Source organism: Bacillus sp. MMSF_3328 (assembly GCF_030733525.1).
Classification (GTDB): Bacteria; Bacillota; Bacilli; order Bacillales; family Cytobacillaceae; genus Bacillus_AB; species Bacillus_AB infantis.
The window spans coordinates 16,484-38,633 of the sequence record NZ_JASHIV010000025.1; the positions used below are offsets into that span (position 1 = coordinate 16,484).

Genomic DNA, 22,150 nt, shown 5'->3' on the forward strand with positions numbered 1-22,150 from the left:
GACCTTTTGGGATATTTTAACATAAAACTCTGTGAATGGCTTTATAAATAACATTGTCTTAACCACCTTGCCGTCACCTTATTTCATTTTTTTTTAAAACGTATCTGCGTTATTCCAATAAGAAAAGCTGCCTGGTTTGGCAGCTGATCCTTATTAATCCTGTTTGCTTTCTTCCAGTTCCCTTTCAATTTCTTCATTAGAAACTCTAGGGAGTTCACCATTAATGTTAAGGTGTCTAACAATCATTCTTAACTGATATTTAATTGTTGAAAGACTAAATATTACGTATACCGCAAATATAAAGCCCAGTATAAACCAAAGCAAAAAATCCCACCTTTTATTTAAAGAGCTCCTTATCTGACTGTATTTCGGGTAACAGTTTTGTGATTATAAACCCTCCCGGAACTCACTCTGTTCTCTTAATGGTAACAATATGTACAAAAAAAACCAATAACCTCTATAAGTAAATTTAATGCGCAAACAAAAGGAGCCAAGGGGTCTGTCCCCCTGGCTTTTTAGGACGGCTTTAATCCTTTGTGTGATTCCTGACTGAAGATTCTTCCTTAGTTATTCTATACTTAGATTGTTCTAAATCGAAATTCTGCTCGATTCTGATTAGCGTATGAATTAATTCCTCATCTGCGTCTTGTTCAATGCGTTCCAGCCTTTTAATAATTCTCTCTGCTGCCTGCATATCGATTCCATCATTACGTATTGTTATCGTTTGTATTAGATATGATTTAACCCTATCAACGTCTCTCAGTATATTTGTCAATAACTCAAATAGCTCTTTATTCACAACCCTCCACCCTTTTTTAATCTGAACTGTGATTTTGTTATTTCTTTACCCACAATGCCAATGACTAATGCAAAGCCGACTTTAGTATCCAACTATTCCCTTATTTTCTCTGGCTTATCCGAAAAAAGAGCCACGGGGTCAGGTCCCCTGGCCCACTATCAGAAAAGAGCCAAGGGGTCTGTCCCCTTGGCTCTTTCCCCTTGGCTCTTAAATATTATTAAGCAGTGCTTGCTTTACGGTAGCGAATGTTTTCAAAGAAGGGAAGTTAATTTTAGCATTTACAACTGTTGTCGCTAAGTCAGGTCGAATCCCTGTGAATATGGTGTTTATTCCCAGCAATGCAAGAACATCATAAATATTAAAAATCCGACCGGCAATTTCAGTATCAATTTTAACTAATGCTGAAAAATCAATAATAAGGCACTCAATGTTCAGTTGACTGATTTTAGGTATAACATTGTTTAAGATATAATCACTTCTATCCAAACCAATTTCTCCGACTAATGGGAGAACAGCTATACCATCTTGCAAAGGCACAACCGGTGAAGAGAGCTCCATTATGACTTTCTGATTTTTTTTATTCGTTTCAATTGCTAATTGTTCCCGTTCAATAAAAGTATGAGTCATGCTTAAGTCGAGCAAATAATTGATGCGTTCAGTTACACAAATGATTTCCTCTACGGTAAGACCTTGTTCCATTGAGATATTACCTAGCATTCTTATCAATCGGCGGCGATTTTCCGCATAAGGTTCTATAATACTGGATAATTTCTCGAAAACAGAAGGATGAGACTGCATTTGAGCTTGCGATTCTTCCTGCTTTTGTTTAAACCATTGAATAAACTCCTGTTTCACTATCTCGTCCGTTAAATTCAATGTTTCCCCTGCAAATTCCAAGAAATCTCTATTGGTGCTTATGGAGCTCTCGATCAGTTCTGATGGCAGCTCGATTTTTAAATTTTTCAAACTGTAATTTACGATTTCTCTGCTTATTGACTCGGCATTTCGAATTAAAAATTCAGCAAATTTTTCCAGTGAATTCATTCATTTATCCTCATTTATTACTCTCTTTTTATAGGGATTATAACATAACTTCTATCAACTGCACTGCCTCTTTTGCTCAGGAAGACAAAGCCACCTGGTTTGGCAGCTGGACCATATAATGCACCATTTTTTCTTAATAACACTTCAATTATTAAGTAGGCTTAAATAATGTGTTGAATTTGGATGAATATTTTCCTTTGAAAATCCAAGGGAAGTATAAAACTTATCTCCTTGTTCTGTATCTGTATGAAGTACTAAAATCTTAAAAAAAGGTTTTGCATCTTTAATAATTTGAGTCAACAAAAGTCTACCAAGGCCAATCCTTCTATAATCCCTAGAAACATAAAACCTTCTCACCCGTCCAACTTCTTCATTATTTGAAAATGGATCTATATTAACCCCTCCGATGGCAATTAATGCACCTTCTTTGTTAAACAAACCATATAAAAATTCCCCAGTTTTATTAAAGTTATTAGTAGCATTCTCATAATCCTTAACTAACCTTTCAAGAAACCGAAAACCCTCTTCTTTGCTTTCCTTCACTAAATGGGTTAAATCCTTGTAAGACAAACTTATTAATTGCTTCACTTTAAACTCTTTCATAACTTCCTCCGAGAAAAGCTTTGTTTGGTTTTAAGACTTTCTCGAGAGTATATAGAAAATCCTTCTTCTAGTAACCTCCCGCTTTACTTTGAGTACATTTCTTCACAAATTTCTATAAATATATAAAAAGCTTTACTGCGAAGGAAGTGTCTACTACGTAATGCAATGGGTAATTGGTAAGCAGCCTGCCATTCTGTGAAATACTTTTCGTCATTAGGCAGTAACTATTATGTCAGAGGCGGTATATGGTAATGGATGTTATCATGATGTAACGGACTTCCCTCCGTGAGGGTATAGGGATTAGCAGAGACAGGTCCCCAGCCCAGCCATAAAAAGAGCCAAGGGACCTGTCCCCCTGGCTTCATTACTTAACCAACAAATAGATCAATGCCCCAACTGTTACTACACTTATCGAATAGAGCGGGATGATTAACTTTAGCATAAATCTTCTCTGTTCTTTCAGTGATTGTGCATGATTGCTTTTCATTAACGCTAACTGTTTTTTCAAATCGTCGTTGACCGACTTCATATATTTACTCTGATCGTTCAACTTTAACTCAAATTGTTGTGTTGTAACTTTAAAACCTTCGCTTAAATCATTTATGTTGTCAGAAAGCACTTTATTTGAGTGCGCTGCTTCCTTTTTCACTTCCTTGATTTGGTCACTAACTTGATTTAATGATGTGTTCAGTTTGCTTTGAATTTCCGTCCATGTATAATCAATCCTCTTGTCGAGTAGTGTTACTTTCGTATTTACGGTTTGCTCCAGATTTTGGACTGATTGTTCCTTATCCTTTAGTTCATTAGTTACAAACGCTTTTAGGCTAGTAACCGAACTATTTGTTTGCTCGATTAAGCCTTTATCTTTTGTATATTCCTGTTTTAAGTGCTCTAGTTCTTTATCGAATTCCCCTGACATTTGGGAAAGTCCTGTGATTAATTTTGCTACATCGAGCTTTGTTGCTTTTTCCCTATTTAATTGCTCTTCTACTTGTTTAATGTTTTCATTCATCTTTATTTTCACCTTTGCCCATGCCTTATCGGTTTTTTCCATATCGTGCTTATACTCTGTCCGCTTTATCATATAATCAGCAATTAATAACTGATTTTCCGCCATAGAACGCTCAAATATGTCATCAATATCCTGAAGAAACTTTTCCCGAGAGGAGTATTTATGGAGAACGCGATCAATATCCTCGTTTTTCTTATCCAATTGCTTACTATCGCGAATTCCTTTTGCTCCCTGTAAAAAAGCACCTAAAACCATCCCAATCACTCCTCTAGCAGGTCCTGGTCATTCCAAACAGATCCATTTAAATAATCTACCAATACAACTGTCATTCCAACAGGAGCGCCAATCTTCAGCACTTTTGATAATGACGTTAAAGCATGTGCTTTTGGGGCATTTTTCTCATACTGATCCTGTTTGTCTTGATTTATGACCTTCGCTGCTTTTTTTACACCTCTTGATAGGAGAATACCCAGCCCTAATGTGGCCGCACCGTCAACTAAATCGGCAGTTACGGATGCACCTTCCACGATAAGATCTACATTATCAAACAGTGCTCCTGTCCCTTCTATCAACTCGGCGAGATTAATGCCAACAGCCGCAAGCCCAATGTCGATGACCGCTGCCCCCACGCATATTTTGGATGTAATCGCCATCCCTTTTTGAAGGAAGTGTAACGACTGATCTAGTACTGGTAATTGCTTTCCTGATTTTTTGTACATATTCAAACAGAGGAGCGTATTATAGGAAATTAACAATGGATTGTCATCAACAAATCCTAATGCCATTCCAGCTGCAACCGCACCTTTATATGCCTTTTTATTCTTTTTTAAAAATTGCATTAATGCAGCTTGTCCACCAAGTTCGATAGCATCAGCAGCATTTACCGTTAACCAGTCAATTGCAATATCCATCTCCATTCCAGTTGCCTCATAAATAGCCTCTGAAAATGGCAGAGGAATACCCTGCGGTGAAGTAAAATCCTTCAGCATATGATCAAACCAAAGCCCGATTCCTTCAATCCCGTCTATATGGAAAGCTTCAATAGCCCCTTCTAGATCATGACCATACTTTATTCGATGCCCCATTCCACTAACGGAGTCCATCATCGCATCTACTTCCGAGCCGTTATGGCCGAGTTCATGAAAATTTTCCGTTAGGTCTATCAACACATCTTTCAGCACACCGATTCTCCTCTTTCTGATATCTTTATCCTAATAAAATACCATATTTTTGTATTGGTTAGTAGATGATAGGGAACTTTTACATACTTTGTGAATAAGTAAAAGATCCCTGTTGTATCCATGAATTGTTTCAATGACTTGGAGTTGTATTTACACAAATCTGGAGGAGCCGGGGGGACAGACCCCTTGGCTCTTTCATCTCAATGAATGTTACCATAGAGTAATAGATTCCCCTCCCAGAGGGTAAAGAGGTTAACAGAGACAGGTCCCCAGCCCAACCACAAATGGAGCCAAGGGACCTGTCCCCTTAAATTTTTATTAGGTGGGATTACGTGAATAAGAGATTGAGAACAGGGGCTTGTCTGGCAGCCATCCCCTATTTGATGTTAGCAGGCTGCTCGCAATCGGTAACGTCGTCAGAAGAAGGATCAAAGATGCATGAAGAGTCGAAGCTGCCTCTTAGTGAGATGCAGTATACGCTTGACGAAGCTGCAAAGTCATCCAGATTTGCACGTGAAGCGTCATATCAAGCAATCGAGCCTTCTGAAGGGGCACAGCCGCTGAAAACCAATTACACAAGCCAGCAGCTTGAGGAAATGCCAAAGACGCAGGCACATGGAGGCAGCACGAAAAGAAGCGTTCCTTTAGGCCAGACCTTGACTTCTGGCGCAGAAGATCAAACAGACGGACCGCTTAAGGAACATAGAGTCGTTTCCTATTATGGGCATCCCAATTCGAAAAACATGGGAATCCTGGGAGAATACAGTCCTGAAGTATTTATGGAAAAATTGCTGGCCCAGACCAAGGAATATTCCGAACTGGACCCTGAACGGCCAGCCATCCCGGCGATTGAACTGATTTCGACCGTCGCCCAGCGGAGCCCGGGAGATGATGGTGATTACATACACCCGACAGCCGAAGAAGATATTGAAACGTATGCAAAATTGGCCGAAGAAAACAACGCCCTGCTGATCCTGGATGTCCAGCTTGCCCGTGATACCGTCATGAACCAGGTGAAATCGGTGGAAAAATACCTCAAACTGCCTTTCGTCCACCTAGCCATCGATACCGAATTCCATGTCAAAGAAGGACAAATTCCCGGAGTGGACTTAGGGACAGTCGATGGGAAGGAAGTTCAAGAGGCAATTGAATATGTATCAAACCTAACAGCCGAAAATGGACTGCCTGACAAGATGGTCATCGTCCATCAATTCGCAGGAAATGTCCTCACCAACAAGGACTCCATCCATCCTACAGACAACACAGAAGTCGTCATCAATTTCGACGGCCATGGACTGGATGCCATCAAAAGAGCCGGATACAATGAATTTGTGCAAAAGGAGCCTATTCAGTATGGCGGATTCAAAGTGTTTTATAAAAAGGATGAGCCGTTGATGACACCTAAGGATGTTTTGGAGTTGGATCCGGCTCCGGGTTTTGTTAATTATCAATAGAGAGCCAAGGGGACTGTCCCCTTGGCTCCTTTAAGATTTATTTATTTAATCCGATTCGGGCTACATCTCCAATTCTAATAATTTTATCCCCAGTTTTTCTACCAGTTATTTGAGTTCCTTCAACATTAATTTTCTCTATTGTTGTAATTGTTTCTTTTGTGCCACCTAGTTCAGTAGAAGCTGCAAATGCTCTTTGCAACGCTGATGGGTGATATACTTCTTTCCTTTCTATCTTCTTACAAACTGAGAAGTCCGGATAAACCTCAGTAACTTCTAATTTATCTTTTATATAGTCTAATGTACCGAGTACTTTATCGCCTTTAAATGGATCGGTTATTTCATCACCTTCTAAGAATATCTCAATTTCTTCTCCTAATGAAATATCATCGTCAATCCCACCGTTTATTACGAGGCTATACTCATCAATTATCTTAATCACTCTGAACGTTGTATAACTGCTCATCGAAACTCCTCTTTTCGTTATTTATAATTTGTAAAGCCCTTTTCTTTACTGTTCCAGCTTCTTCTCTTAATTCTTTTTGTTTCTGTGATCGGTATGTATTTTTTACGTATCCTTCGTATTCGGTTAACAACTCGCTTAACTCAGTTAAATCGTGCTTTATAAATAGCTCTCTTTTATGAGTAAAAGCAGAATAGCTTTCTAATTTACCATTTAAAATAGTCTTTTCATCTTTTAATTTATCAATTTGGCAATTTAACGCAGAGGACTCTAGTTGTGCAATTTTAACCTTATGTTGAAGTACTATGCTAACAATAACAAAATAAAGTGTCCCAAATGCTAAAGGAACGATAACCTTTATGGGATAGGTTAAACCTGGCAAAAAGAAACTTAGGATAGTAACTGCAGCAGGAAAAATAGATGTAAAGAACGTTTCTGACCTTTTCAATTAGATCCCCCCTTTTGCTGGACAAAAGAGTATGCTTTCATACTAACTCCCTATATGTCGACTCTTTATAATTATATACATTTATTTCCTAGACCGTAAATAAAAAAGAACGCATAGAGTCCTTTATATGTGCCCAATTTCTATCTTTAATGAATATAACTTTTTCTCTTCATTTCTAGCGGATAACATCCGTATTTCTGGCGGCATTTGACGGTAATAGCGTATCTGCATAAGAGAAGGTACCTCACTCTACACGCTTTAAAGTTTTATCTGATGTAGGGTGAGCCAAGGGGTCTGTCCCCCCTGGCTCCTCACCCCCAAAACCGCCCAAACTCCTTCTCAAACCCCAACCTCACCATCCCAACCGGCCCATTCCGATTCTTCGCAATATTCACCTCCACTTCATTCCCCACCTCACTCTTGCTGTCATAATAAGCATCCCTATACAAAAACAAAACCAAATCTGCATCCTGCTCAATATTCCCAGAGTCGCGCAGATCCGAGAGCCGGGGACGTTTGTCCGCCCTTGACTCCACTCCCCTGGACAGCTGCGACAAGAGGATGATCGGAATCTTGAATTCCTTTGCCATGCTCTTCAGCTGCTTGGTGATGTACCCGATGGTAAGGTCGTGGCGGTCGAAGCGCTCTTTGACGGTGATGAGCTGCAGGTAGTCAATGACGACAAGGAATGGCTCGGTGGGATACTCGCGCTTCAGGTTCATGATATGCTGGCGGATCTCCATGAGGGTGACGAGACCGTTTTCCTCCACGGCCAAATTGGCTTTATACACGTTGTTCATGGCTTCCTGCATCCTCCCCATTTCTTCCATCGACAGGTATTTATGAGGATTATGCCATTTCATCATGTTGATGCCGGACAGGCTGCAGAGCAGCCGCTGGAAGATTTGCTTTGCGCTCATTTCCAGTGAGAAGACAAGCGATATCCCGTTCCTGCTTGCACATTCCCAGGCGAGCTGGATGGCAAGCGCCGTCTTCCCCATCGAGGGCCTGGCTGCGAGGATGATGAGTTCCCCTTCCTTCCAGCCTCCTGTCAGCCCATTCAGTGTTTCAAATCCAGTGTCCACGCCCGGGAGTCCTGTCTTCTGTTCATATAGCGATTCATACAGCTGGAGTAAAAGTTCATCTTTCGTCATTTTGTCTTTGTTATTTATCGTGTGGTATTGGATGAGCGTCTTATAAAGCTCTGCCGCAGATTCAGGGGTAAAATCGCCAAGGAAGTAGTGGGCAGATTTGCGGATCAGGCCCAGCTGGTAATACTTCAGGACAATCTGTTCATACTGATCAAGATTGGCTGCCGTCGGACAGCTATTGGCGACTTCCACCAGATAACTCACACCACCGGCATTCTCAATCTGCTCGCCCAGCTCTTCTACCAGCATGACCATATCAATCTTCAGTTTCTTGCTTTCCAAAGCCCTCATCGCGGAAAAAATCTGCCGGTTCTCCGCCTGTGTGAAATGCTCCGGTCCCAAAGTCAGCTGCTCAATCACCTGTGGCTCAAGCAGGACTGCTCCAAGAATCATACTTTCTGCCTCCAGCAGCTTCTCCCTCGGCTGATCACTCCTCCCAAGGCGGTCGTAGTTTATCCCTATACCTTCTGTCCCCAATCTTCTTCTCCCCTTCCCGCTCCCATTCTTTCATCATGTCCAGCACTGTTGTCTCCGTCTCATCCCTCACATAAAGATGAGCAAGTGCCGGCCGATATGAATTTTGCCTGATATAAGCATCCAGCCGCTGCTTCACGGCCGGATACCTGCATTCCGATAAATGACGATGCCAGATCTCAAGGGTATCAAGGTCCATCCGCTTTCCGGGAAAAGCAAGATGGATTTCCTTGATCACCCTGTTGAACTCCTCCAGTGTCATGCATTCTCCACTCTCTCGCCCAAGGCAGCAAGCGCCTCTTCCAGCCTCTGCTCCAGCACCTCCGGCGGTTCATACGATTCCAGGATCTTCTCCAAATATTTCGGGCTGTTGATCGTATCATGCACATCGCCCTGCTCCACCTTGTCAAACTGCTCATCCATAAACGCCGTCAGCTGCTCAGTCGATAGCGGAGACTCACAGATTCTTTCAATCGCTGCCAAATCCATTGCTGTCAGGAAAAATCCTTTGCCTCTCCTCACCATGAAATGTTCAGCAACAGCAGCGATTTTTGCTCTCCGGACATCTTCGGAGATGCTGTTGTTGTTGTTGTTTTTATTCTTTCTTTTCTCTCTTTTATTTCTTTTCTCTATTGTGTCTTCAGGTTCGATTCGCGAGTCCTCCACGTCCGATTCACGTGCAGGCGGCAAAAAAGGATCCTGTCCGTTTTCAGCCTGTACTTCTGCCGTATTTTTCGCTTCCACTTCAGCCAGTTCACGGCCATCTGCTGGTTCCTCCACACCCATTTCAGCCAGTTCTCGGCCATCCGCAGGTTCCTCCACTCCAAGCACCGTAAACAAAAACCCATGCGGAAACCGCTCTGCCGTAATCAGACCGAGCTTCTCCAGCCGCTTAATCGAACGCTGAATCCGCGAATGACTGTAAAAATCCTTCTTCTTCACATTATAAAACCACAGATCCTCCCGCAGCAGAGTGATCGAACGAACATACTGCCCCGCATTCAGCACTAACTCACCGCACGGCACCTCATCCTTCACCATCGCATCACTCTTCAGCAGCAAATACAACCGCAAATCCTCCACATGATGAAATACCTCACTCCACCGAACCTGCCTCTCAAACTGCGTCCACCCATTCATCTGCATCTGCATTCCCCAATCACTCCTTTTTGTTTGTTCACCTCTTATATATAGATGTGAATGGGAAATGGACATGGCGTGCGGAACTTTTTTTTGGCTTTTCCATGGGGTCTGGTCCCACTTAGCCATCGATATCGAGAATTTGTGCAAAAGCAGACTATTCAGTACGGCAGTTTCAAAAGTACCTAAGGATGTTTTGGAATTGGATCCTGCTCCGGGATGTGTTAACTATGAAAAGTTAAACAAAGCTAGCCACAGGGGCTTGTCTCTTGGCATAACATTAAAAAGAGCCAAGGGACCTGTCCCCTTGGCTCAGTATTATTTTAATGAGTTTCTAAATCAGCTTTTATCTGTATTCCTCTTGGCTTCTTTCAGGTATTCAATATATCTTTCAAGAGCAAGGCGATAATGATTTTTAGAATTCGGAAATTCTTTTTCAACAGCCTTTATCAGAGCCGGTGTTATCTCTTTTTCTCCTCTATAAATACCTTTATTAACAATGCCGTTAAAACGTCCGACATAGTCCTTGGCCGACTTATCGCCTATATTATATTTATGAATTAAAAACTCTTTAAACTCCATGATTTTTCTCCCATTAGTCAAACCTTATCGAGTTTTCTCTTAATAGCGTCCTGATCCGTTGTAAAGTAATAAGTGGCTCCATCCTTAGAGTACGATTCTCCGTACCAAATCCCTTTATTAATAGCAGACCAATTGAAACGTTTAGAGTTTGTTTGTCTTTTAAAAAATCTTGCAGCCTCCTGAATGCTTGGACATTCAGCAATTAATTCTTCTCCTTTGAAAATGTTAACAGGAATTTCAACTTTGTTTTGTATTATAGGTCTTTTTCTCTCCATATTAGCACCTGTCTACTTAATATTTTTATTCATGTTTATCAAGCTCAAAAAACTCCATAACCTTATCAATAGTATATTGACTTCTTAATTTATATGCACTATTCTGATTAGCTCTTAGCCCCTTCACCCAATAGGCTTCTTCCTTAGGTACAGTAGCTGTCCATTTTACTTTAACAACATACTCACACTTTTCAAGATCCTCTTCATCGTGAAACATGTTGGTTGCTTGGAGGTCTAGCGCTGACATTGAAACATCTTCTTCATTTACCTTAAATGTAACATCTTTAATAGGTTTAGCAGTTTCTATTACTGTACCAATACCGACATATCCGCTTTTAGGTATCATACAAAATATTCTGGCCCCTACAAATAATTGTTGTAATGTCCTACTATACCAGCGTCCTCCACCTGCTGAAATAAATCCATATTTCACTGCATCTTCCCATTTTCTAGATGCCTTATCTTCGAAATTCACCACAAAGTCTTGCTTATTCCATTTCTCCTTTTTATTCTCCACTTTTGTGTTACTTGATTTCTCATCGATGATATTAGGATCTAAAAGCCAACTTCTAGTTAAAAAATGTTGTTCCCCCTCTTCAAAATAACGGAAGAAAACAGCGTTGATGGGGACATCATAGTTATTTGATAAGTAATTAATAATTCTCTCTGTCTCACTATCTAGTTGTGAAGAGACAATTGTAATTTGATGTGAATCATTTAACTCGTCTGGTAAACTATCATCAAACTTCTCTGCAAACGCTTCCTCTAAAGGGCGGTTATTTTTATCTTCGTATATTTTTAATATCTGTTCATATGAAAGATTCTGTACCCAGGAAGCATAGTCTATTGCTTGGGCCACAACTTCTCTAGGTGCTTTATTCTTCTTTAATTCAATAATATGCAGGATGCCCTCTCCATCTATTGCTAGCATATCAAGATATTTCCCATACTCGGTTTGAACTTGTCTGCCAATCAATAATAGATCATCAGATAGGATAGACAAGTTTATTGAGAGAATATCTTCTAGTTTTTTTTCGGATTCAATTATAGAGAAATCCACCTTCTTTATACCGCCATTTACTTTCCATATCCCAACTTCTATAGGCATATACTCACATCCCATTATAGTTTTAAAAAAATAATATCCACAGTTAGTTATATAGTATAATGTTACCATATTAATCCAAAAGAAAGGTGAATTAAAATTGGCAAAAACAAAGTCTTTAACACATGACGCAATTATGAAGGCATTAGATTGGTCTTATGATAAAGCTATTAATGGTGGTGTACCTGGAATGGACACAGCTATAGAATTAGCTGATAGTTACTTACAAAAAAGTGGGACCTTAGAGGAAAAAATAAAAAGTTTAATACTATGGCAAAACACCAAAAGTGCTACCAGTGGGTTCTTATCAGGCTTAGGAGGACTTATTACATTGCCCGTTGCTGTTCCCGCCAATTTAACCAGCGTTATTTTAGTTCAAATGAGAATGGTTGCAGCCATAGCACATATGGGTGGTTATGACGTAAAAGATGATCAGGTTAAGTCTTTTGTTTATGCTTGCTTAGCTGGAAATGGAGCAAAAGATATTCTGAAGAATGCAGGTGTGCAAATAGGAAAAAAACTAGCAGTAACCGGCATCAAAAAAATTCCCTTCGAAGTAATAAAAAAAATCAACCAAGCTGTAGGTTTTCGATTACTGACAAAGTTTGGAGAAAAAGGAGTTATTAATTTAGGTAAGATGGTTCCTTTTGCAGGAGGGATTATTGGCGGTACCGTAGATGCAGTTGCTACCAATACTATTGGTAATGTTGCATATAAGCTGTTTATTCAAGAACAAAACATTAAGAGTGATAAAGAAACTGAAATTATTGATATGGTATTGGATTAGAGGAATTGTCATATATCTGAAAACTGTAACTGGGTTAGCAATATGGAGAGGACCCCTGGCCCGCATCAAAAAGAGCCAAGGGTCTTCTCCCCCTGGCTTCAACCCAACATCTCAACCAAACTCCTAAAAACCCCAGCCGGATTCCTCTGCAACACATCAAAGTGAACCCTCTTCTGTCCACTTCCACCAATCAAATAAACTTCCCTACTATCCCTATCAATCCTCACCAAAACATCCCTAATCCCATACTCCTCAACCCTAGTAGCAGCATCAAGATCAACAGCGTCAAGCCCAATAGATATCCTGTCCGAAACTCTCCTAAGCATTCTCCATAAAGTCTTTTCCTCCGCAGACTTCATGAACAGTTCAGGCAGCTCTGCAGCATCCTTCAGATTGCTCAATGTGGTAAACATATACTCAGCAATTCCATATCCTACAGGCTTAATGATCGGATTACAATTAGTCCAATGCTCCACTTCGAATTGCATATATTCCTCTAATTCTGATCTCAATGGCTTGATATCCTTAACCCTGCCATAGCAAATAACTCCATTATGCTCTAGTACACCGCTCTTCACATAAAGAGCGATATACTTAGTCTCCTGCCATCCCGCCCTCAATTTATCTACAGGAATACGGTAGCAGCTAGTCTGCCTATAGCTTATATATTCTTCACGGTCTCTAACAAGCCCGACCAGAACCTTCTCTTCCAGACTGGAGCTCCACTCTTCTAATGTACCTCTTGGCAGAATGCCTTCTTCCTGAATTTCTTCAGGGCTTTTTTCAATCAGCCTTCCCACGAATCTTTCGACCAGGTCGGTTGCATTCGGGAGAAATGGCAGCCCGCCAATATTTACTTTGTCGATGCTTTTATAGAAGTGATGTTCCTGGTAAAGCTCTTCATTAAACCATGGAAAAAGGACATACGCGCCAAAAGCAGTTCTTTCATATGGCCCATCATTATAGGCCACAATAGAATCTCGGTAACGGTGCATGGTGTTAATGTCGTCCTCGAGGGGTCCGGGCTGCTTGTATCGATTTTGGTAATAGCTTCCTTCTTGGGCGTAATCAATTCGATACTTGGCATCAAATACATAATTGTAAGTAAAGCCTTTCCCCTTTTTCGCTATGCTGAGCATTGTATCCGGCTTTTGAGGAATGGTTGGCAGACCACCTTCATACTTTTGGTATGTAAGGATAATTTCCTCTTTGGTATATGGATGCTTATATTTTCTTGTTGCTGAACGATTGGTTTGAAGATTTACAAACAAGCCTTCACGGTTTACCTGGATAATGTCCTGGCTCATCAGCTGATACTTTTTATCAAGAATTTGCCCGAGTTTCAGGTATGTCCAGTATTCATACAGAGTGGCTACATCTTTTACAGACATCTGATAAAGCTTGCCCTGAAGCATTAACCCTTTGGAAACCGTCAGGTAGATTTGAAAAGCATCGCGGTAGCCTGGTGCCATTTGCAGAACCAAACTATGAACAGAACGGTCAAGCTTCTTTATTCCCTTCCAAAATGGGCTTTTCTGTTTACCCTCTAGCTGCTTAATCATTTCGATCAGTTTATCTAAAAGATCACCGTCAGGTTCTGTTTCCCATCTCGAGCTTCTGTTCCTCAATGCTTCCAGCAAATCATATAGCTTGTGAGTGACCCGCTGCATCATCCATTTAACATACCGATTTTCCAATGTATCATAGGTAAGCTCCTTCTTTACGCGGAGACCTTGTGCTGGCATGAGTGTTTTGTTATGAATATGGATGCCATTTGGAACCTCTGTAAATAGGTGAGGCCTTTTTTGCAGATAGCTCCTGCTTCTGGAGTCCAACTTATTTAATTGGTCTCCCCTCACCTTTTCATATGTCTTCTGGAGAAGATGATGAGGCTGCCGCTCAATGCGGTTTACAGCCTGAAGCAGCTGATCAAAATGCTTGCTGATCAGACGGTAAAATTCACTTCGCGATGGCTTGCCATCAAGCTTCACTTTAGCCCCTAAATAGGTTTTCCGGATAAAATGAAAGGCAAGATTATAAATTTCATCGTTCACTTCTTCCAGCAGCTTTTTGTAATCATTTTTGTAATCAAGCTTTGCCGGGAAAATTTCTATTGTCACTTCTAATAGCTTTCTATTACCATCTCTAATTTCAAAGCTCGTTAACCCTACTTCGTTCTGGAACTGTAAATTCCCCATTAACATATAAGTGTGGGCGATTTCCACTCTGGCAACGGATTGCCTTAAACCTGGATGTTCGTGATAAAAAGATAAGTCTCTGCTTGTTTTAGGTATGACAATAACCTGATAGACTCCATTCTCAAAAAAAATGGGCCTTAATTGAGTAAATTCCTGAAGGACCTGCGCTTCAATATCATAGACTAATACCTGATTGACCATATCCCCATGAACAGAAAACTGCATCACATCATGCCTATCCATGGCACGATACTGCTTTAACCCTTCATACCTCTCATGATAAGGCTTTCCTTTCACCACAAGGGAAAAATCTTCTGTTTCGATCTTAACCAATTCAACATCATCACGAGATCCAGAAGGATGTAAAGCCATCGTCCTTTAACCTCCTAAGCATCTCAATCACTTTCCGAGCGCTCTTAGGATATATAGCACTTTCTTCATCAAACTGAGATTCCCCATCCTCCTGATACTCCGTATTAGTAAAGATCAGATATAACTCCCTTAGCAGCTGGTCAATCCTGGAGTCACTGCCAGACAATCGCGGCAGGATCTTCTGGAGGATACAATGATCAAACCCTTCTTCAAAGGTCATCAGATCACCTTCTCTGTTATAGGCAAGATAGAAGCAAATCTCGTCCCTAACCCGGTACCCAATATGTGCATTAATCAGCTGCAGATTCTTATTAATCCTTACCAGCTCACTTGTAGCCTTTTCAATAATCTCTGTATCTTCTATGTAAAGATCCTTTAAGTGCAAGTATTTTGAAGCCAGCTGAGTTTGTCCAATTTGTATTGGATCAACTTCCTCGAATTCATGAAGAAAAGATAAATGGTCTAATTCAACCCGATTAAACTCAATCGTATTTGCCCGGTCCAAAACCTTTTTACTAAAAGGGTGCGTCGTTTCATCCATATTAACGGTTCCAACCACATAAAGATTGTTAGGAAGTGTAACCTCTTCTTTTGCAGCCTCCTCTGATAACAAAACAGAAGAAACAACATTCCCATCCTCCCACCTTCTGCTCTCCATCACACTGAGAATATCACTAAAATAGTACTCCACCCGTGCCAAATTCATTTCATCCAACAGAACAAAGTAAGGCAAATCAGGCTGCTCTTGCGCTGCTTTAATCGCTTTGGTTAACGGTCCTTCTTTAAAATCGCCTTTGATATCCACATATCCCAATAAGTCAGATCCGTCACTCCAATCAGGCCGAACAGGAATCAACGTAAACTGCCCATTCTTCTCATTCGCACCCAAACTCTCAGCAAACCATTGAACCATTTTTGTTTTACCTGTTCCGGAAATACCTGATAGGATGACAAAGGGTTTGGTTTTTAGAGCGAGGAATAAATTGATGACTTCCTCTTTCCGATAATAAAACCCTTTGCTTTTTATGTAATAGTAAATATGATCAATGACATCCTTAGAAGGTAAATACGTATTCTGATTTTCTTTTACCACCTGTGCCTCACCTTTGGACTGCCCATTATATTTTGCTCCCTCGTTTATCGAGATAAAGTTCTCATAGATATGTATCATTTCCTGTAAATCACTTATCACTATATTTTCTTCAGGCATCTGGTCTGCAGCATAATGAATGTAAGCTGCAGTTGATAGTGCATAATCTCTAGCCTTTTTGCTCTCTCCCAAGCTAATATCATCGTCTATTTTGACCTTGCTAGTGGCAGGAATAGATTCTCTAATCTGACCCTTTATTCTTAACATGTCTTCCTTTGAGGTTTCTGTAACACCCTGAGCTAAAGTGAGATAAACACTTTGCATATCCTCACTGAACAGATAAACAATGTAATAGCCACGTTGAGTAGAAACGGTAATTCGGCGATTCATGATGGCTATCCAAGGTACAGACGCCCAGTTACCTTGTCCTACAGATCCAGTAACAACATACTCGGAAGGATCTATAAACGGGAGGTTATTTATTCCTTCTGTAACATCATTTCTAACAAATGGCCCTAGTGGATGACCTCCGAAGGGTTCTCTTTTTGCGGATAGGTATTGATTTGTTATTTCTATTAGCCTTCCTCTTAAGTTGCTAGTCATGACCTGCTCCTTTTTATTCAAAGTGTCAAAGTAATTTTCTGTAGGATTCCAATTGTTATCAATTAAGCTTGTTCTTTGTAGCCACATTAAAAGATTATGCGTTCTCTCTTTAGCTAACGATTCAACCATTAGGTTATCGCCTCGGGAATTTCGTACGATCAACATTGCTAGTTCTTCAAGAGCTGCTTTCTTGTCTCTTTTAGGTAAACTTCTTAATAGGTCCAAGCAAATTAATGCTACTCTAAAATAACCTTGATTCTTGATGATCCTTCTTATAAAACCATCTTTATCTTCAGCTTCCTTGTATGCTTCAAACTGACTTTTATTACTCTCATTAAACTCATTAACAAAGCCTAATAATCTTGCATCCTGCCGTCCTTTAGACTTAATTCTATATAAATTCCCATCAACCTGGTTGCTAAGTGTTTTAGGATTATATGTGCCATCAATAACTTCCTCTAGGAAGGTCCTTACTTTATGGTACTGCTCACTAGGCAAATCATCTGTCTGAAATTCCCTTAACTTAATTGCAGTCTTATTATCTAGAGTAGATACTTCCACAAACGGCAATTGAGCAAAATAAGATATGATAAACGAACTTCTTCCTCTTACTTTAATAAAATCATATGCAGTGACAATTCTTTTACTTAGAAACTCTTCCCATCCTTGCAGAATATAATCGTGGCTAATTTCTTCATTAGGAGATGGCCTTTCACCTCTCCTGTATTTTTCTCTAGATGACTCTGTTTCAACATGTATACCTTTATGATTAACAGCCGTAATTTGATTAGTTTTTTGCCCACTTAAGGTTTTTGTGGTATTTATTCTATTAGCAAGTTCATTGACAATTTTCTCAATCACTTTTTTCACTCCATTTACAAATAACTCCAATTATTTATATCATATCATAATAAAAAGCCACCCAATTAAGTGAATGACTTTATTGCTTGAGTGTTCGATTATAAAGATCTATTTTTTACCTTCTATAGAACCTCTCCGGATTATATTCAATATCAATATTTCAAATAACTAGGTTATTATCTGGAATAACTTCATTTTCTAATTTTTTTCATTTGCGGATTAAACATATATGGTTTTATATCTATTCTCTTTTTACAATGTTATTGAAAGGTGTGAAATGTATGAAAAAAGAAGAAATCATTGAATATGCAGATAATATAAATCTAAGATTGACGGATAGTATTTTTAGGAATTATGTCCAATTAGGTCTCTTGCGGTCAGTAAAAAAAAGCTTAGGCTATAAAAATGGTGTTTATACAGAATATCCCGAGGATTCAACTGAAATTATCCAACAAATTAAGAAATACAAAGAAATAAGGATCCCGCAAAAAGAATTTATATTCTTACTGTTTGCTGAAGGGTACAAAATTAATTATAGAAAACTGAAACAAGGTTTAGCAGTTACTCAAGAAAAAACACTTAGAGATATGAAATACTTGAAGACCAAAATTGAAGATAAACATACGTATGACTGGGCAATTAACACATACCTAGAAAAAGAAATAAAGTTCGGTATAGCTGGAAGACCGAGTTCTGAACAAAAAATAATAATAGAAAGTAAGAAAGAACAAGAAAATCTAAAATTCAATTTAGCTTTCCGTTTCATTGCTGATTTCTTTGACCAAGAAGATATTACTTATTCTGCAAACTCATTATTTCAATCGCTTGGTTACGAAAAAAGTTTCTTAAAAATAAATTTTCCACAAAAGTGGCTCTCAACTAACCAATGGGTTGTTGAAATTAATAATAGTTCTGAGAAAGACCTTCAAGAAGTGCAACAATTGTTTATTTTAATTAAATATTATTATAAATATTTCACAACAAATTCCAAAGAATCTAAAGTCTACAAAAGCTACATTTCCCAACTTGAAACGGTATATAAAAATGCTGGATTCGGTAATTTCTTTTTAGATTATGAGTTAATAAAATTGCTAATCACTTTAATGATTATTGCGCCAGATTGGAGAAGAAAGTTGATACAATTCTTAAGCTTAGATGGGAACATCAAGTCCTATGAGCATCTCGAACAGTGGATTCCTATACTATTAATGACGATCGATAAAGTACTGAAAAATGAAGAGGAGTTGAAAAATAAATGATTGATTTTTTATTTCATATTTTTATAGGTATATTTTTTGCTGAAGCGCTAGACGCAATCACTTCCGTTCTTCAAATAAGAGTTCTAATAATGAACAAAGAATTAAGTGTTCCGTTTATTTTTTCAATTCTTTTTCTCACATTTTATTATTTTAAAATTCTCGATTCAACGAAATGAAAAAGGGAAGAATGAGTTTACTCTTCCCTTATAAAATTATAGTTTGAACTGTTCATACCCTAAAGCTCAAAGTCTCTACCCTTCTGGAATATCTAATAAATTCCACCCTGTAATAGCGGCATTTTTTTTCATAAGAGTAACTCTCACGAGATCTAATCTTCCTCCTTCTAATACAGCTGCTTAAACGTTTCTTACAGGAATAGCTGAAGTTAATGGTCATATCAACATAGCCGCGTTTCTTCCGTAAGAAGATCACACCCTTTTTATTGAAATAAAGGGCAGGATTATTCATAAGAGTCTAAGCTGTATTATCACACTAGATTTATACTGTGCAGCAAAGACCTCACTCGTAGGGAATTTATGAGAGAATATCCAATGAACGGCTACCTTAATTAGTCAACAATAAAACTTTGTTGTTTTGTTTAAGGAGATCTCAGTGATTGCGTAATTAAGAATGAATGAAAATATTGTAAAGAGATGTCCCAAACTATTGTGATATCTCTTTTCTAATTGGAGGTTTTTTACACTCTTTGTCGAATTATGTTTTATGAACATTTGATTTAACAGTTATCAGATAATATTATTTGGAGGAAGCAGTATGCCAAAGAATGAATCTCCTGACCAAAAAAAGATAATAAAAATAGTTTATTTTGATGAATTGTCTGCAACGGATTATATAACCATTCAAAATGGTGGACAAATTGATTGGAGTACAACAGAAAATAAAGAAAAGCTTGCTAAAATATTGGCCGAAATTGATGCACAAGCAAAAGGAGGAGTAAATTGGTTCTCAGCAATTAAGGCATCGTTGTCTGGCCATATAAATGCAAGTTATGACTCTAGAACCAATAGTTTAATTGAGAGTACCTTAACAAATACATTGCTAACAGATTATATCAAAATTGCTAGTTTAGATAGCAATGTATATCAATTTCATGAAGCAGGGGTTCATGCTCCAGAAAACTCTGTTACGATGTATAAAATGTATAGCTCCTATTTAAACGTTGTGCCTAAAGAGGAGATACCTATTGATCTTGAACAATTAAATAATGCTGTTTTAGGGGAAAGAGGTTATTACCAAATGCTTTTAAATGGAGAAGCAGAACCTAAGCATGTATTAAGGTTTAATATCAATGCTTTTAAAAACAATTACAGTTTAGCAGATTTATCGAAGATGAGTTTATCCTACTTTGGTATAAAAGTTGGAACATGTACAAAAGAGCAATTATCTATGGAAAAAGAATTTGAATTTGAAAATTATAAGAAAAAGCCTACTGCGATACATGTAGTAACAGGTAATGAGCAGGCTTCTAATGATAAATTACTAGATGTTTACGATATAGTATTGGCAGGTGTTATGGGTGAGTAATATAGTAATATTTTATGGTTCGAAAACCGAATTTTATAAAATAATACCCACTGATCATAGGACTTTAACAGATCTAGTTTATGAAATAGATAAGGATAGTAAAAGTTACGTTATTCACATTCAAGGTCAGAATGAAAATAACAAGAATGATGCCCCTGTGGTTGTTGAGAATTTTGTGGTAAGCTCTGATGAATATGCAGGTGTAAGAGAACACGTTATAATAAATTTTAATAATTTTTTAAGCAAATTTGTTGCTGAGAATATTTATTTACACAATCCACCTTTACAAATTAGTGAGCAAGTTAAAAGATTGTATCCTAATATAGAAATTAGGTATCAAGATTATTCTTCAATAACTCTAAAGAATTTAAAAGCTATTAATAATAAATATGATTCAAAGATTATCGGCCAAGAAAATGTAAAGTTTGAATTGCTACAAGCTCTTTTTCCGTTGACTTTAGAAAATAGAATAAAGCCTGTAGTTCTATTACTATATGGAAAGTCAGGAATAGGTAAAACAGAAACTGCAAAGTTTATTGCAGAATTAATTGGAGAACCACTTTTTAGAAAGCAGTTCTCTATGTTTCAAAATAATCAATTCGCTACATACCTATTTGGAGGAGCACATTATGAAAAAAGTTTTGCCAAAGACCTCTTAGATAGAGAATCAAATGTACTTTTATTAGATGAATTTGACAAAGCACATTCTTCTTTTCATAGTGCTTTTTACCAATTGTTTGATGAAGGTATTTATGAGGATCAAAATTATTATTTAAAGTTAGATAAATCAATTATAATTTGTACTTCCAATTACAATGATCTTGATGAAATTGAAACACATCTAGGGAGTGCAATCTATAATAGATTCGACAAAATCATACAATTTAATGATTTAAGCGACGAAGCAAAACTAAAAATTGGGGAACAAAAATACGAAAGTTTACTAGAAGTGTATAAAAATCATTTAACCAAAGAAATACTAGAACGTCTATCTAGTAGTTATGTTGAATGTAATAACGTGAGGGAAATCCATCACCTTATAGAGGATACTTTTGCACTGCATGCTGTATTGGAAAACATTAAGAAATAGATGTTTTAAAAGTAGAACCACTTATCATTTCCTACTTTATTGTGTTAACTACTTTTTATAGAGAGAAGGACAGTGGAGGTATTTAAAGGGCTGATTAATCCTCAGAGTAGCTTGGACCTAATTCAGTTTGCCACTTTTTTGTCTTTTTTTCTGGGGACTGTGAAGTATACAGGGAATCCAATATTGCATAGAATAAAGATACTGCTAGAAGATTAAACATGTGAGACGATCGCTTAATTAGGGGGCGTTTTACTTATTTGACTCTTACTGCGCAGCAATTTAATTATACGCTTGGTTAATGTTCTATACTATGATGCATTTCACGATGAACTCTTAATGTCATTATTCTTAGATTTACCTCTTTTATCCAAAATTTACAATAAAAAAGAATGTAAGAAAAGCCAAGGGGAAAGGTCCCTTGCTCTTTTGCAGAAAAAGAAGGTGCCAGCCCCAACACTAAAGCTTCAGCTGGTGTTGGGGCTGGCACCTTTTTATTCTTAAGAATGTATTTAAAGCATTGGGCAGAATAGTTTGATAACCCTCACAAAGTTTCTTGCATAAAATCATCGGAAATATATACCACTCAAAAAAAGATGGAACTTAGTGGTAATATGAAT

At 38.3% G+C, this 22,150-nt stretch carries 20 protein-coding genes; 5 read left to right on the top strand and 15 right to left on the bottom strand.

Going from position 1 to position 22,150, the window contains the following annotated elements:
- Positions 1-526 precede the first annotated feature (526 nt).
- The 5 genes from RBB45_RS23370 to RBB45_RS23390 all read right to left on the bottom strand — a co-directional run bounded on the left by RBB45_RS23370 (position 527) and on the right by RBB45_RS23390 (position 4,639).
- Complete coding sequence (locus RBB45_RS23370; protein ID WP_306010421.1) at positions 527-799, bottom strand: hypothetical protein; 273 nt, start codon at positions 797-799, stop codon at positions 527-529.
- A gap of 207 nt (positions 800-1,006) precedes the next feature.
- Positions 1,007-1,843: an STAS domain-containing protein gene (locus RBB45_RS23375; protein WP_306010422.1), complete on the bottom strand. Its 837-nt coding sequence runs from the start codon at positions 1,841-1,843 to the stop codon at positions 1,007-1,009.
- A gap of 144 nt (positions 1,844-1,987) precedes the next feature.
- Entirely contained in the window at positions 1,988-2,446 is a 459-nt protein-coding gene (locus RBB45_RS23380) for a GNAT family N-acetyltransferase (RefSeq protein WP_306010423.1), read from the bottom strand.
- Positions 2,447-2,810: 364 nt separating this feature from the next.
- On the bottom strand, positions 2,811-3,713 hold the full coding sequence (locus RBB45_RS23385) for a hypothetical protein (RefSeq protein ID WP_129613774.1): 903 nt from the start codon (positions 3,711-3,713) through the stop codon (positions 2,811-2,813).
- Between the two features lie 5 nt (positions 3,714-3,718).
- Entirely contained in the window at positions 3,719-4,639 is a 921-nt protein-coding gene (locus RBB45_RS23390; RefSeq protein WP_306010424.1) for a hypothetical protein, read from the bottom strand.
- Between the two features lie 332 nt (positions 4,640-4,971).
- Between RBB45_RS23390 and RBB45_RS23395 the strand changes: the two genes are divergently transcribed.
- Positions 4,972-6,093 carry a hypothetical protein gene (locus tag RBB45_RS23395; protein ID WP_306010425.1) on the top strand — a complete coding sequence of 374 codons (1,122 nt, stop codon included), beginning with the start codon at positions 4,972-4,974 and terminating at the stop codon, positions 6,091-6,093.
- Between the two features lie 37 nt (positions 6,094-6,130).
- Here the strand turns inward: RBB45_RS23395 and RBB45_RS23400 are convergent, their stop codons facing one another.
- The 8 genes from RBB45_RS23400 to RBB45_RS23435 form a co-directional block, all read right to left on the bottom strand.
- Positions 6,131-6,556: a hypothetical protein gene (locus RBB45_RS23400; protein WP_306010426.1), complete on the bottom strand. Its 426-nt coding sequence runs from the start codon at positions 6,554-6,556 to the stop codon at positions 6,131-6,133.
- Positions 6,525-7,001, bottom strand: a complete 477-nt coding sequence (locus RBB45_RS23405) for a hypothetical protein (RefSeq protein ID WP_306010427.1) — start codon at positions 6,999-7,001, stop codon at positions 6,525-6,527. The genes RBB45_RS23400 and RBB45_RS23405 overlap by 32 nt, the downstream gene beginning before the upstream one ends.
- 311 nt (positions 7,002-7,312) lie before the next feature.
- Positions 7,313-8,629, bottom strand: coding sequence for a replicative DNA helicase (locus RBB45_RS23410; protein ID WP_306010428.1), 1,317 nt, complete (start codon positions 8,627-8,629; stop codon positions 7,313-7,315).
- Positions 8,580-8,888 (bottom strand): hypothetical protein, encoded by a 309-nt coding sequence (locus tag RBB45_RS23415; RefSeq protein WP_306010429.1) that lies wholly within the window; start codon positions 8,886-8,888, stop codon positions 8,580-8,582. Before RBB45_RS23415 ends, RBB45_RS23410 begins: the two co-directional genes overlap by 50 nt.
- Entirely contained in the window at positions 8,885-9,778 is an 894-nt protein-coding gene (locus tag RBB45_RS23420) for a hypothetical protein (protein ID WP_306010430.1), read from the bottom strand. The genes RBB45_RS23415 and RBB45_RS23420 overlap by 4 nt, the downstream gene beginning before the upstream one ends.
- A gap of 327 nt (positions 9,779-10,105) precedes the next feature.
- Positions 10,106-10,348, bottom strand: a complete 243-nt coding sequence (locus RBB45_RS23425) for a hypothetical protein (protein WP_306010431.1) — start codon at positions 10,346-10,348, stop codon at positions 10,106-10,108.
- A gap of 17 nt (positions 10,349-10,365) precedes the next feature.
- Positions 10,366-10,623 (bottom strand): hypothetical protein, encoded by a 258-nt coding sequence (locus RBB45_RS23430; RefSeq protein WP_253616332.1) that lies wholly within the window; start codon positions 10,621-10,623, stop codon positions 10,366-10,368.
- 25 nt (positions 10,624-10,648) lie between these two features.
- Complete coding sequence (locus RBB45_RS23435; RefSeq protein ID WP_306010432.1) at positions 10,649-11,731, bottom strand: PDDEXK family nuclease; 1,083 nt, start codon at positions 11,729-11,731, stop codon at positions 10,649-10,651.
- Positions 11,732-11,828: 97 nt separating this feature from the next.
- On the opposite strand from RBB45_RS23435, the gene RBB45_RS23440 reads away from it, so the two are divergent.
- Entirely contained in the window at positions 11,829-12,515 is a 687-nt protein-coding gene (locus RBB45_RS23440) for an EcsC family protein (protein ID WP_306010433.1), read from the top strand.
- 98 nt (positions 12,516-12,613) lie between these two features.
- Here RBB45_RS23440 and RBB45_RS23445 read toward each other — a convergent pair whose 3' ends face one another.
- A complete protein-coding gene (locus RBB45_RS23445; RefSeq protein ID WP_306010434.1) occupies positions 12,614-15,085 on the bottom strand; it encodes a restriction endonuclease-like protein in 2,472 nt (823 codons plus the stop codon).
- Positions 15,057-17,639 (bottom strand): MrcB family domain-containing protein, encoded by a 2,583-nt coding sequence (locus tag RBB45_RS23450; protein WP_306010435.1) that lies wholly within the window; start codon positions 17,637-17,639, stop codon positions 15,057-15,059. Before RBB45_RS23450 ends, RBB45_RS23445 begins: the two co-directional genes overlap by 29 nt.
- Before the next feature lie 281 nt (positions 17,640-17,920).
- On the opposite strand from RBB45_RS23450, the gene RBB45_RS23455 reads away from it, so the two are divergent.
- The 3 genes from RBB45_RS23455 (at position 17,921) to RBB45_RS23465 (ending at position 21,533) form a co-directional block, all read left to right on the top strand.
- Positions 17,921-18,898 carry a hypothetical protein gene (locus tag RBB45_RS23455; RefSeq protein ID WP_306010436.1) on the top strand — a complete coding sequence of 326 codons (978 nt, stop codon included), beginning with the start codon at positions 17,921-17,923 and terminating at the stop codon, positions 18,896-18,898.
- Between the two features lie 774 nt (positions 18,899-19,672).
- The gene (locus tag RBB45_RS23460; protein ID WP_306010437.1) at positions 19,673-20,443 is read left to right on the top strand and encodes a DUF6414 family protein; all 771 of its coding nucleotides are present in this window, start codon (positions 19,673-19,675) and stop codon (positions 20,441-20,443) included.
- Positions 20,436-21,533 carry an AAA family ATPase gene (locus tag RBB45_RS23465; protein WP_306010438.1) on the top strand — a complete coding sequence of 366 codons (1,098 nt, stop codon included), beginning with the start codon at positions 20,436-20,438 and terminating at the stop codon, positions 21,531-21,533. Before RBB45_RS23460 ends, RBB45_RS23465 begins: the two co-directional genes overlap by 8 nt.
- The last annotated feature ends 617 nt before the right edge of the window (positions 21,534-22,150 follow it).